Annotated in this window: 11 protein-coding genes; 7 read left to right on the top strand and 4 right to left on the bottom strand. The window is 72.1% G+C overall.

Annotation, left to right across the window (positions count from 1 at the left end; translation table 11 throughout):
* On the bottom strand, window positions 1–922 hold a 922-nt coding region (locus AOK15_RS13745), incomplete at its 3' end, for an ABC transporter substrate-binding protein (protein WP_157870240.1).
* 67 nt (window positions 923–989) lie between these two features.
* A complete protein-coding gene (locus tag AOK15_RS13740) occupies window positions 990–1,343 on the bottom strand; it encodes an ArsR/SmtB family transcription factor (protein ID WP_157870237.1) in 354 nt (117 codons plus the stop codon).
* 423 nt (window positions 1,344–1,766) lie between these two features.
* On the opposite strand from AOK15_RS13740, the gene AOK15_RS13735 reads away from it, so the two are divergent.
* Together AOK15_RS13735 and AOK15_RS13730 are read left to right on the top strand one after the other, a co-directional pair.
* Window positions 1,767–3,167, top strand: a complete 1,401-nt coding sequence (locus tag AOK15_RS13735) for an amidase family protein (protein ID WP_205632125.1) — start codon at window positions 1,767–1,769, stop codon at window positions 3,165–3,167.
* Between the two features lie 274 nt (window positions 3,168–3,441).
* Window positions 3,442–5,856, top strand: coding sequence for a SpoIIE family protein phosphatase (locus tag AOK15_RS13730; protein WP_338059898.1), 2,415 nt, complete (start codon window positions 3,442–3,444; stop codon window positions 5,854–5,856).
* Window positions 5,857–5,934: 78 nt separating this feature from the next.
* On the opposite strand, the gene paaK is transcribed toward AOK15_RS13730, so the two are convergent.
* Window positions 5,935–7,287, bottom strand: coding sequence for a phenylacetate--CoA ligase PaaK (paaK, locus tag AOK15_RS13725; RefSeq protein ID WP_055516340.1), 1,353 nt, complete (start codon window positions 7,285–7,287; stop codon window positions 5,935–5,937).
* A gap of 2 nt (window positions 7,288–7,289) precedes the next feature.
* On the bottom strand, window positions 7,290–7,727 hold the full coding sequence (gene paaI / locus AOK15_RS13720; RefSeq protein WP_055516344.1) for a hydroxyphenylacetyl-CoA thioesterase PaaI: 438 nt from the start codon (window positions 7,725–7,727) through the stop codon (window positions 7,290–7,292).
* 132 nt (window positions 7,728–7,859) lie between these two features.
* Here paaI and AOK15_RS13715 point away from each other — a divergent pair, with 132 nt between their 5' ends.
* The 5 genes from AOK15_RS13715 to AOK15_RS13695 are packed head-to-tail and all read left to right on the top strand — an operon-like array spanning window position 7,860 to window position 11,808.
* Window positions 7,860–8,174 (top strand): hypothetical protein, encoded by a 315-nt coding sequence (locus tag AOK15_RS13715; protein ID WP_055516338.1) that lies wholly within the window; start codon window positions 7,860–7,862, stop codon window positions 8,172–8,174.
* Window positions 8,167–9,390, top strand: a complete 1,224-nt coding sequence (locus tag AOK15_RS13710; protein WP_055516336.1) for a thiolase family protein — start codon at window positions 8,167–8,169, stop codon at window positions 9,388–9,390. The genes AOK15_RS13715 and AOK15_RS13710 overlap by 8 nt, the downstream gene beginning before the upstream one ends.
* Entirely contained in the window at window positions 9,387–10,139 is a 753-nt protein-coding gene (locus AOK15_RS13705) for an enoyl-CoA hydratase/isomerase family protein (protein ID WP_055516334.1), read from the top strand. Before AOK15_RS13710 ends, AOK15_RS13705 begins: the two co-directional genes overlap by 4 nt.
* Window positions 10,136–10,990: a 3-hydroxyacyl-CoA dehydrogenase family protein gene (locus AOK15_RS13700; RefSeq protein ID WP_055516332.1), complete on the top strand. Its 855-nt coding sequence runs from the start codon at window positions 10,136–10,138 to the stop codon at window positions 10,988–10,990. Before AOK15_RS13705 ends, AOK15_RS13700 begins: the two co-directional genes overlap by 4 nt.
* Window positions 10,987–11,808: an enoyl-CoA hydratase/isomerase family protein gene (locus tag AOK15_RS13695; protein WP_055516330.1), complete on the top strand. Its 822-nt coding sequence runs from the start codon at window positions 10,987–10,989 to the stop codon at window positions 11,806–11,808. Before AOK15_RS13700 ends, AOK15_RS13695 begins: the two co-directional genes overlap by 4 nt.
* The last annotated feature ends 154 nt before the right edge of the window (window positions 11,809–11,962 follow it).

Here is an 11,962-nt window from a genome sequence, read left to right as displayed (position 1 = left end):
GCCGGACGAGGCGCTCGCCGACGACATGCCCGCCGTGGTGCTCCGCGATGCGGCGGCCTTGCGTGGAGACGGCCCGGGGCCAGGAGTAGTCGTTGCCGATCAGGTACCAGGCGCGGCCCCCGCTGTCGCGCATCAGCGCGGGAACCGCCTGTGCCAGTTGGTCCGCCACCGACTCACCGAGCCGGAACAGGGTTCCGTCCTGCACGCGGCTGCCCTCGTTCGCGGCCGTGTAGAGGTACAACAGGCCCGACTCCCGCGCGTAGCGGCTCACCGCGTCGAAGGTCGCCGAGCTGTGGACGCCCACCACGGCCGCCAGGCCGCGCCGCTGGTCGAGTTCCCGCAGCCGGGCCAGCCCCGTGGCGGCATGGGTGCGATCGTCGATCACCTCGATCCGCACCGGCCGACCGCCGATCCCGCCCTCGGCATTGATCTCCTCGGCAGCCAGAGCCGCGCAGTTGGCGGCGGCCCGGCCGAACAGGCCGGCGCTCCCCGACATGCTGGTCAGCAAGGCGACACACGTCGCGTCGGCCGGGCCCTCGCCGTCCGGCACCGCGCGGCCCGTGCCGCCCGTCATCCAGCCGAGAGCCTCCTGATCGAGTTCGGTGACCGTACGCACCCGTGTGCCCCCGGGCTCACGGGCGAAGGTGATGGTGATCCGCCCCGTCCACGGCGTCTCGTGCTGGAGCACGATCCGCCGGTACGGCCGCACCTCGACGATGCGTGCCGTGCCCCGCACGGTCGTCTCGCCCCCTGGGGCCGCGAACGGCAGGGGTATGTCGACGCCGGCCGCCGCGCCGGGCTCCGCGTGCTCGAACCGCGCGGAGAACAACCAGCTCGGGCCGCCCGGTCGCCCGAACATGCCGAACGCTTCGTGCGGGGGCACACCGAGGTGCGTCTCGTTGACGAGGACGATCTCGTGCATGGGCTCTCCTCAGCAGGCCGTGACAGAGCCCGGCCGACGGGCGCACCGGGAGGCATGCCCGCGGCCGTCAGCCGCTCTTCGCTTCACGCGGCCCGCTCTCCGATCGGTCCGCTGCCGCCTCCTGGTCCGTGGGCAGCGACTGCTCGTAGATCTGGCGCAGGAACGCGATCGCCGCGTCCGCGCGGTTGGGACCCAGGCGGTACCGCCGGTGTTTGCCGTCTCGGATCTCGGAGACCAGTTGCGCGTCCCGCAGGATCCTCAGGTGAGCCGAGACCGCGGTCCTGCCGATCGCCGGGAACGCGGCCGCGATGTCTCCGACCGTGGGTTCGTGTTCCGCTGCCAGCAGGGCCAGGACGGCCCGGCGGGTCGCGTCGTTGAGGGCACGGAATACCAGGTCGCTCTCGTGATTGTGGTCGATCACTTCCTGGGACCTCTCATCCTTTCGGAATGCGGCGGCACCGTGCTTCGGCGGCAACGTGTCAATGTATGTCTACCCGTTGACTCTACTGTTCCCGTGGCCGCCGGGCCAGGCCCGGTCGCACCGGTCCCCGACATCCAGCGCCACGTCCACGCCCCCGGGCGCGATCGCTGCCGAGCGGACGCCCCCAGGCGCGGTGGCTGCCGAGCGGACGCCACTTCGCGCGGCCCGTCCCGCTGTCGGTGACGCGGCCCGTCGCGGCGAGCGCGGAGGCCGCTGTGACGGCGAGCCAGGTTTTGTTCACATGAGGGGGCTTGATGGACGAACCCTCTTCCTTCAACATGTCATCACGTGAGCGAACGATGACATGTTTCGGGTGATCGCCCGTGAGCGCTGTCGAAGAGGATCCGTGCGAAGGAGCAGGCCATGAGCGAACCCGCCACGAAGGAATCCGGTACGCGTACCGGCCGGGCGGCGCCCGCGGGCGCGCGCAGCCGATATGAGTCCGTGCAGATGTCCCTGGAACGCGCCGAGGAGGCGGCGTATCTGGGCGGCTTCATCACCCTCGACCATGACGCCGCCGCCAAGACCCCCGACGGACCGGGCCCGCTGTGCGGCATGACTGTCGCGATCAAGGACAACGTCCACGTCGCCGGGCTGCCCAACACCGCCGGCACCCCCGCCCTGCGGGACTTCGTGCCGGTGAGCGACGCGCCCGCGGTGCGGCGGCTGCGCGACGCCGGTGCCGTCGTCCTCGGCAAGGCCAACATGCACGAGCTGGCGCTCGGCATCACCAGCAACAACCAGGCGTTCGGCCCGGTCCGCAATCCGAGCGACCCCAGCCGTTTCGCCGGTGGCAGCAGCGGCGGGGTCGCCGCACTCGTCGCGGCCAGAGTGGTGCGGGCGGGCCTGGGCACCGACACGGGCGGCTCCGTACGTGTTCCTGCGGCCGTCACCGGCACCTGCGGACTGCGGCCCACGGTCGGCCGCTACCCCGGGGAGGGTGTGACGCCCCTGTCCAGCACCAGGGACACCATCGGGCCCATGGCGCGCCGGGTCGCGGACCTGGTCCTGCTGGACGGCGTCCTCAGCGGCGACGACACCCCGGTCGCCGCCCGCCCACCGCGGTCGATCCGCCTGGGCGTGCCGACCGGTCACTTCACCGAGCCGCTGGAGGACGAGGTCGCCGTCCGGTGGGAGGCGAGCCTGCGCGCCCTGGCGGCGGCCGGCGTGGACCTGGTCCCGGTCGACGTCACCTCGTTCACCGAAGGCGAGTTCGAGACCGGCATGGCCATCGTGCTGTACGAGGCCCGGGTGGAACTCTCCGCCTACCTGGCGAAGTACCGGCCGCAGACGGATCTCGCCGCGCTCGCCGCCCTCATCGCGGGCCCCGACGTGCGCGGCGTCTTCGAGGGCTGCATCCTCGACGGGGCCCCGGGGCTGATCTCCGAGGACGTCTACCGGGCGTGCCTGGCCCGGCGCCGGCGCATGCGCGCGGCCTACGCGGACACGTTCGCCGCCCACGGCCTGGACGGCCTGGCCTTCCCCACCACCCCGGCCACCGCCCTCGACCTGGCCACCTGTGACCAGGGCATGGTCCTGTGCGGGGAAACCGTCGACACCTTCGCCACGTTCATCCGCAACACCGGCCCGGCCAGCGTCATCGGAGCCCCCGGCCTGAGCATCCCCATGGGCGTGGCGACCAACGGCCTGCCGACGGGCCTCGAGATCGACGCCCGGGTCGGAGCCGACCGCGACCTGCTCGCTCTCGGGCTGACGCTGGAAGGGATCTGCGGTCACTCCCTCGTGGGCCGGCCCGTGAGGTGAACGCCGGTGGGGCGACGCGGAGGCTGCGGCGGACGGTGCCGCGCGACCCACCGGTGAGTCGCCGGGCTCGACACCACCCTCGCATCGGCGATCCACGAGGACGGGCCTGCGCCCAGGAGGCGTCGGAGGGCGACGCCGCTGCACGCTCTCCACCGTCCTCGCCCGCGACTCCGTTCCGCCGGCCGTCACTGTCGCGGGCGGGAGCGACAGGCGTACCCGGGCGAGTCCGGCGCACAATGGAATCGACACCGGTGTCGCGCAGAAGGGCGTACGGGTGGATGAGCACAGGGCCACGTCGCCGATGACCCGAGGCGTCGCCATAGCCGAGGCGGACGCCAAGGGGCTCATCACCGCGTGGAGCGACGCCGCCCGCGGCCTGCTCGGCTTCCAGACCAGGGACGTACTGGGCCGCCCCACGACAGAACTGCTGGCCGAACCTCTGCCGCCCGACGCCCTGCACAGCCTCGCGAAGTCGGACGGGTGGACCGGCACGGTCACGGTCCGGCACCAGGACGGCCACCACGTCGAGGTGCGGCTCGGGGCGTACCCGCTGCCGAACTCCGACAACGCGGTCCGCTGGTTCCTGACGGCCACCGAGCTGGAGCCGACTGCGCGGCTCCAGAAGTGGGCCTTGGAGCAGTTCCCCGTGCCGGTGGCTCTCTTCGACCAGGACGGGATCGTGGTGTCGGCCAACTCCGCGATGGAGAGGGTGACAGGCAGCCCCTTCCGGCAACTGCGTGGCCGGCGGGTGGGTGAGTCCGTCGCCGGCCTCCGGCGCCTTCCCGGATTCGAGGGTCTCGGCGACGCGTGGCAGCGAGTGGGGCGCACAGGGGAGACCGTGCTGTACGAGGCGTGGCTGCAACCCCACGGCGAGCCCCGCGAACACGCCTGGCTGGTGTCCCTCAGCCCGTTGAAGGACGGTGCCGACCGCGTACGGGGCATGTGTCTGGCAGCCATGGACAGTACGGACCAGCTCCGCGCCCGACGCAGACTGAGCGTCCTGAACGAGTCCAGCGTCCGCATCGGCTCCACTCTCGACGTGACCCGCACGGCCGAGGAACTGACCGAGGTGTGCACGGAGCACTTCGCCGACTTCGCCCTCGTGGACCTGCTGGATTCCGCGCTGGCCGGGGACGAAAGGGCGCCCCCGCCTCCTACCGCGCCCGTCTTCCGTCGCACCGCCTGCTGCTCCGTGCTGGAGGGCTGCCCCGAGGTGACGATTCCGGTCGGCGCCCTCCACGGATACCGCGAGGGCTCGCCGCAAGGGCGCGTGCTGACCGACGGCCGCGGCATGTTCCACGCGGTCGACGACGCCGGCCGACGCTGGTGGGCCGCGGACTCCCCCGACAGCGTCCGCAGCATCGACGTCCACGGCATCCACGCCCTGCTGGTCGTTCCCCTGCGCGCCCGCGGCGTCACCCTCGGCCTGGCCATCCTCGGCCGCCATCGAACACCCGAGCCTTTCGACGACGACGATCTGCTGCTCGCCAAGGAGCTCGCGGCGCGTGCGGCGGTCTGCGTCGACAACGCCCGCCGCTACACACAGGAACGCGAAACGGCACTTGCCCTTCAGCGCAGCCTGCTCCCGCAGTCCACTCCCCGTCAGGCGGCTGTCGAGGTCGCGTCCCGTTACTGGCCCACAAGCTCCCGCGCCGGCCTCGGCGGCGACTGGTTCGACGTCATCCCCCTGTCCGGAGCCAGGGTTGCTCTTGTCGTCGGTGACGTCGTCGGCCACGGGGTGCAGGCGTCCGCCACGATGGGCCGTCTCCGCACCGCCGTACGCACTCTCGCCGACGTCGATCTGGCTCCCGACGAGCTCCTCACCCGCCTTGACGACATCGTCCTGCGTCTGGACTCCGAACGGGCGCCGGACGCTGCCGGGGAACCACAGAGCCCGGGCGAGGTCGGCGCCACCTGTCTCTACGTCGTCTACGACCCCGTCTCACGCCGCTGTACCGCGGCGCGCGCCGGTCACCCCGTCCCGGCCATGGTCACCCCCTACGGGGAGGTCTCCTTCCTCGACCTGCCCAGTGGACCACCCCTCGGGCTGGGCGGTCTGCCGTTCGAAACGGCGGATTTCGACCTCCCCGAGGGCAGCGTCCTCGCCCTCTACACCGACGGACTGGTCCACGCCCCCGACCGTGACCTCGACGACGGACTGGCCCTGCTCCGCGGGGCCCTCGGCGGGCCCCGCCGACCGCTGGAGGAGATGTGTGACGGCATCCTGCACAACCTGCCCGACCAACCCACCGACGACGTCGCCCTCCTTGTGGTCCGTACCCGCGCGCTGGAAGCGGGCCAGGTGGCCAGCTGGGAGGTGGCGGCGGAGCCCTCGTCCGTCGCCCGGGCCCGTGCCCGCGCATGCGAGCAACTGGCCGCCTGGCATCTGGAGGACCTCGAATTCGTCACCGAACTCGTCGTGAGTGAACTCGTCACCAACGCCATCCGGTACGGCGGATCCCCCATCCGGCTCCGCCTGATTCGGGACACCGCGCTCATCTGCGAGGTCTCGGACTCCAGCAGCACCGCTCCTCACATGCGCCGAGCCCGGGTCTTCGACGAGGGAGGCCGAGGTCTGCTGCTCGTCGCCCAGCTCACCCAGCGCTGGGGCAGCCGCCCCACCCGCACCGGCAAGACGATCTGGGCCGAACAGGCTCTCCCCACCAGGCCAGCCGGCCATGGTCCGTGAGCTGCCCGTCCCGGGCGCGACCCGCGCGACCGGGCGGGTCCTCTTCGGCGGTGCCGCCCCCCGCCCCCACTCGCAAGATCAGCCCTTACGCCCCCGGAGATCCTTGACGCGACGAAGCTTGCCGAGAGACCGCTCCAGGGTCTCGGGGTCGACGATCGCCACCTCGACAGTGACGCCCACGCCGTCCTTGACGCCCTGGCCGATCGACCTGGCTGCGGCCTCGCGCTGTTCGGGGCCGGCGCCAGGCCGGGCCTCGACACGCACGACCATGTGATCCATGCGGCCGCGCTCGGTGAGCTGGATCTGGAAATGGGGGGCGACCGAGGGCGTGCGCAGCACGATCTCCTCGATCTGGCTGGGGAAGACGTTCACACCGCGCAGGATGATCATGTCGTCGCAGCGGCCGGTGACCTTCTGCATCCGACGGAAGGCGGGGCGGGCGGTGCCGGGCAGCAGCCGGGTCAGGTCGCGGGTGCGGTAGCGGATGATCGGCAGGGCCTCCTTGGTGAGCGAGGTGAAGACCACCTCGCCTTCCTCGCCCTCCGCGAGCACGGTGTCCGTGATCGGGTCGACCACCTCGGGGTAGAAATGGTCCTCCCACACATGCAGGCCGTCCTTGGTCTCCACGCATTCCTGCGCGACGCCGGGGCCGATCACCTCGGACAGGCCGTAGATGTCGACGGCGTGGATGTCCATCCGCTCCTCGATCTCCCGGCGCATCTCCTCCGTCCACGGCTCGGCCCCGAAGATGCCCACCTTCAGGGAGCTGCTTCGTGGGTCGATGCCCTGTTTCTCGAACTCGTCGAGCAGGGTGAGCATGTAGGACGGGGTGACCATGATGATCTCGGGCGCGAAGTCCTGGATGATCTGCACCTGACGTGCGGTCATGCCGCCGGAGGCCGGGATCACCGTACAGCCGGCTCGCTCGGCGCCGTAGTGTGCGCCGAGGCCGCCGGTGAAGAGTCCGTAGCCGTAGGAGATGTGCACCTTGTGGCCGGGGCGGCCGCCGGCGGCTCGGATCGAGCGGGCGACCATGTCCGCCCACATGGACAGGTCGTTGTCGGTGTAGCCGACGACCGTGGGGCGGCCGGTGGTGCCGCTGGAGGCGTGGACGCGCCGTACGTCCGCCATCGGCACGGCGAACATGCCGAAGGGGTAGGTCTCGCGCAGGTCGGCCTTGGTGGTGAAGGGGAACCGGGCGAGGTCCTCCAGCGACCGGCAGTCGTCGGGCCGCACACCGGCCTCGTCGAACTTCCTCCGGTACAGCTCCACGTTGTCGTAGGCGTGCCGCAGCGTCCATCGCAGACGGTCGAGCTGGAGTTCTCCCAGTTGCTCCCGCGTCAGGCGCTCGGTGTCGTCCAGCAGGTCGTGGGGGAGCGGTTTCCCGAGGCGGGATCCGGGGGCTGGCATGGCCGTCCTCTCGCTGCTCATCGCTACTCCTTCGTGGTGGTGCCCGGCGTCCTGTGCGCCGTCGTGTCCCTGGTCGAGCCCGGTGCCGTACCGGTGATGCTGCGGCTGCGGCTGCGTCCGCGGAACTCCGCGATCACTTCCTCGCCGCGCCGGACGCTCACGTCGTAGATGCCGCTGCGACCGAACCGGGTGCGCTCCTCGGCGGTCGCCACGAGCACGTCGCCCTCGTACGCCGGGGCGACGAAGGTGATGTCGGCGCCCGCCGCGACGGTCACCGGACCGTGGCTGTTGCAGGCGCAGGCGAAGGCCGTGTCGGCGAGCAGGAACACATAGCCGCCGTGGGTGATCCGGTGTCCGTTCACCATCGCCGGGGTGACCGTCATGCGGAGCGTGGCGGTCCCCGGGCCGTGTTCGAGCAGTTCGATGCCCAGCCCTCGGGACGCCTCGTCCTTGGCGAGCATCACCTGCACAGGACTCGGTCGAGTGGTCTGTATCACGATTTCTACCACCTTGTCTCCCGACCGAACATTCGGTTAGCGTGCGGCTCGGCTTAGTAATCCAGCCGCACCGCTGCATGTCAAGAGGTGGAATGCATGCCCCAACCCCTCCCTGATCGCCCGGACTTCCTCACCCGCCACCGCGCTCTGCCGGAACAGGCGGTCGCCGCCACCGTCGCCCGGGGCCGCGGGGCGCCGTATCCCGCGTCGCCCGGCAAGCCGGCGTACGGCGAGGACGCCGTCGGGCACACCACCGGCCGGCCGTTCGTGATGGCCGCCCTGGACGCGGATGCGGAGCTGCCACAGAGCCTCACCGGCGGGGTCTTCGTCGGCCCCGCCTTCGTCACCGGCCGCCTCGCCACGCCGCGGTCGCGCCGCCCCGTTCTCCACGAGGAGCCCGCCCATGTCTGACGACGTCTTCCTGATCGACGGGGCACGCACCCCGCAGGGCCGCTACGGCGGCGTACTGGCGTCCGTGCGTCCCGACGACCTGGCCGCCCTGGTGGTGGGCGAGGCCGTCCGCCGCGCGGGTATCCCGTCCGAGGCCGTGGACGAAGTGATCCTCGGGGCGGCCAACCAGGCCGGTGAGGACAACCGGGACGTGGCGCGCATGGCCGTGCTGCTGGCGGGGCTGCCGCACACCGTCCCCGGCTACACCGTCAACCGGCTCTGTGCCTCGGGGCTGACGGCGGTCGCGAGCGCCGCCCAGGCGATCCGCGCCGGGGAGGCGGACCTGGTGGTCGCGGGCGGAGTGGAGTCCATGACCCGCGCCCCCTGGGTGATGGCCAAGCCCGGCACCCCCTGGGCCAAGCCGGGGGAGGTGCACGACACCTCACTGGGCTGGCGCTTCACCAACCCGCGCTTCGCCGCCGCCGACCGGGCCGTGCCCGCCGGGGCCGGCCCCGAGACGGTCAAGGTGACCCTCGCCATGGGGGAGACGGCCGAGGAGGTCGCGACCCTGGACGGCATCACCCGTGCCGAGTCCGACGCGTTCGCGCTGCGCAGCCACCAGCGGGCCGTGGCGGCACAGGAGGCCGGGCGCTTCGACCGCGAGATCGTGCCGGTCCCGGTGAAGGACGGCGAGGTCACCCGCGACGAGGGACCGCGCCCCGGCACGACGCTGGAGAAGCTCGGTGCTCTGCGGACCATCTTCCGCGAGGACGGCATCGTCACCGCAGGTTCCTCCTCGCCGCTGTCCGACGGCGCCGCCGCGCTGGTGGTCGCGAGCGCCGATGCGGTGGAGCGGTACGGGCTCACCCCGCGAGCCCGGATCGTCACGTCCGCCTCGGCCGGCGTCCAGCCCAACCTCATGGGCCTCGGCCCGGTGCCCGCCACACAGAAGGCCCTGGCCCGCGCCGGATGGCAGACCGGGGACGTGGACGCGGTCGAGCTGAACGAGGCGTTCGCCGCCCAGGCGCTGGCCGTCATGCGCCGTCTCAAGCTCGACGAGGAGACGGTCAACGCCGACGGCGGCGCCATCGCGCTCGGCCATCCCCTCGGCTGCTCCGGTGCCCGCATCCTGCTGACGCTGCTCGGCCGGCTGGAGCGCGAGGACGCCCGCCGGGGCCTGGCGACGCTGTGCGTGGGGGTCGGCCAGGGCGTCGCCATGCTCGTGGAGCGCGTATGAGCGCCGCAACCACCCACGACACGCTGCTCGTCGAGGAACGCGAGGACCGGGTCGTCGTCACCCTGCACCGGCCCGAGGCCCGCAACGCCATCAGCGGCCGCATGATCGCCGAACTGCACGAGGTGTGCGATCTGCTGGAAGCCGATCCGAAGCTGCTGCTGCTCACCGGGCACGGCGGGGTCTTCGCGGGCGGCGCCGACATCGCCGAGCTGCTGCGGCGCGGCCGGAACGAAGCCCTCCAGGGCATCAACAGCCGCCTGTTCGAGCGTGTGCGCAGACTCCCCATGCCCACGCTCGCCGCCGTCGACGGCTGGGCGCTGGGCGGGGGCGCCGAACTGTCCTACGCCTGTGACCTGCGTATCGCGGGGCCGGACGCCGTCTTCGGCAACCCCGAGCCCGGGCTCGGCATCCTCGCCGCGGCCGGAGCCTGCTGGCGGCTGCCCGAGTTGGTCGGCGAGTCGATCGCCAAGCAGGTGCTGCTCGCCGGGCGGAACCTCGACGCGGCCGCGGCACTGGCGGCCGGGCTGGTCATCGACGTCGTACCGGCGGAGAAGCTGCTGGACGAGGCGCACGCCCTGCTCGACCGCATGGCGCGCTCCTCCGCGACGGCCCTGCGGCTGACGAAGCTCGTCGTCGACTCACCCGGCAGCCACCCGGTCGCCGACGACCTGGCCCAGGCCGTGCTGTTCGAGGGACAGGACAAGAAGGACCGCATGACACGTTTCCTGGAGAAGAGGAGTCGGGCATGACCTCAGCCCCCACAGTCGTCGGGGTGATCGGCGGCGGACGCATGGGCGCCGGCATCGCGCAGTCCTTCGCGACGGCCGGTTCGGCCGTGACCGTCGTGGAGAGCGGCGCGCAGGCCGCGGCCGCGGCACTGGACCGCGTCGCCACTGGGCTGAAGAGAGCCGCCGAACGCGGCGCACTCGCCGAGCCCGCGGAGGAGGTGCTGGCCCGGGTGACGACGGTTCCGTCCGTGGACGCCCTGCCCCCGCACGCCGACCTGGTCGTCGAGGCCGTCCCCGAGGACGCCGCGCTCAAGGCCCGGCTCCTCGCCGCCGCCGAGCAGACGGTGAGCCCCACCACGGTACTGGCCAGCAACACCAGTTCCCTGTCGGTCACCGACCTCGCCGCCGCCCTCACCCGGCCCGACCGCTTCCTGGGCATGCACTTCTTCAATCCCGTGCCCGCCTCCGAACTGGTCGAGATCGTCGTCGCACCCGGCACCGGGGCGGACACCGTCGAGGCGGCCCTCGGCTGGACCCGCTGCCTCGACAAGCAGGACGTCGTCGTCAGGGACTCGCCCGGCTTCGCCAGCAGCCGCCTCGGCCTGACCCTGGGCCTGGAGGCGATCCGCATGGTCGAGGAGGGCGTCGCGGAACCGGCCGCGATCGACGACGCCATGCGGCTCGGCTACAAGCACCCCATGGGGCCGCTGCGCCTGACCGACCTGGTCGGACTCGACGTACGCCTCGCCATCGCCGAGCACCTGCACGCCACGCTCGGCGAACGCTTCGCCCCGCCCCGGCTGTTGCGGGAGAAGGTCGCCCGCGGGGAACTCGGCCGCAAGACCGGGAAGGGGTTCTACACATGGGAATGAGCGCTGCAAACCGGCCTCCGGCCGACGAGAGGCGGCACGGCGTCGGCTACACCTTGGACGACGGCGTCGCCGTCATCGAACTCCGAAGGCCTTCCGCGGGAAACGCCCTTGACGTGTCGTTGCGCGCCGGACTGATCGCCGCCGTACGCCGGGTGCGCGGCGACGGCGACCTCGTCCGGGCGGTGCTCCTCACCGCCGAGGGCCGGCACTTCTGCGTCGGCCAGGACCTCAAGGAGCACGCGCGAGCCCTGGAGAGCGCACCCGCCTCCGCCTTCGCCATCGTCCGGGACGAGTACAACCCGCTCGTCGAGGAACTGTGCGGGCTGCCGCAGCCCGTGGTCGCCGCCGTCGAGGGAGCCTGCGTCGGCGCGGGACTGGGCCTCGCGCTCTGTGCCGACGTGCGGGTCGCGGGGGACGGGGCCCGCTTCTCGACCGCGTTCACCGGGATCGGCCTGGCTGCCGACAGCGGTCTGAGCGGTGCTCTGGCACAGGCCGTCGGACCGTCGCGAGCCGCCGCCCTGATGCTGCTCGGCGACCGCTTCCACGCCGAGCAGGCGCAGCAATGGGGCCTCGTCCACAGCGTCGTGCCGGAGGGTGGCGCCGCAGCGGAGGGCCTGACCCTCGCCAAGCGCCTCGCCGCCGGTCCCACGGCCGCGTACGTCGAGGTCAAGGCCCTGCTGCGAGCCGACCGAGCGCCCCTGAGCGTCGTACTCGAGCGCGAGGCGGCGGCCCAGGAGCGGCTGGGCACCACCGAGGACCACCAGGCTGCTGTGCGGGCCTTCCTCGAAGGCCGACAGCCGTCCTTCAGCGGACGCTGACCGACGGCGGCACGTGCAGCAACAGAAAGAACTCAGCCATGAAGTCGACCGAACGAACGGTCGGTAGGGAAGGTGGGGCAGATGGCCGCGACACACGCCGACGCGTCGGCGGACCGCACGGAGCCAGAGCTGGAGGAGCATTTCGACGCGACGA

It is taken from the genome of Streptomyces ossamyceticus (assembly GCF_001418475.1).
GTDB lineage: Bacteria > Actinomycetota > Actinomycetes > Streptomycetales > Streptomycetaceae > Streptomyces > Streptomyces ossamyceticus.
The sequence above is the reverse complement of the archived record's forward strand: the minus strand, read 5'-3'. Positions and strand labels throughout refer to the sequence as shown.

Coding starts and splice junctions, on each gene's coding strand:
- AOK15_RS13735 (WP_205632125.1), top strand. CDS start 1,767: ATGAGCGAACCCGCCACGAAGGAATCCGGTACGCGTACCGGCCGGGCG.
- paaK (WP_055516340.1), bottom strand. CDS start 7,287: ATGAGCAGCGAGAGGACGGCCATGCCAGCCCCCGGATCCCGCCTCGGG.
- paaI (WP_055516344.1), bottom strand. CDS start 7,727: ATGCTCGCCAAGGACGAGGCGTCCCGAGGGCTGGGCATCGAACTGCTC.
- AOK15_RS13715 (WP_055516338.1), top strand. CDS start 7,860: ATGCCCCAACCCCTCCCTGATCGCCCGGACTTCCTCACCCGCCACCGC.
- AOK15_RS13710 (WP_055516336.1), top strand. CDS start 8,167: ATGTCTGACGACGTCTTCCTGATCGACGGGGCACGCACCCCGCAGGGC.
- AOK15_RS13705 (WP_055516334.1), top strand. CDS start 9,387: ATGAGCGCCGCAACCACCCACGACACGCTGCTCGTCGAGGAACGCGAG.
- AOK15_RS13700 (WP_055516332.1), top strand. CDS start 10,136: ATGACCTCAGCCCCCACAGTCGTCGGGGTGATCGGCGGCGGACGCATG.
- AOK15_RS13695 (WP_055516330.1), top strand. CDS start 10,987: ATGAGCGCTGCAAACCGGCCTCCGGCCGACGAGAGGCGGCACGGCGTC.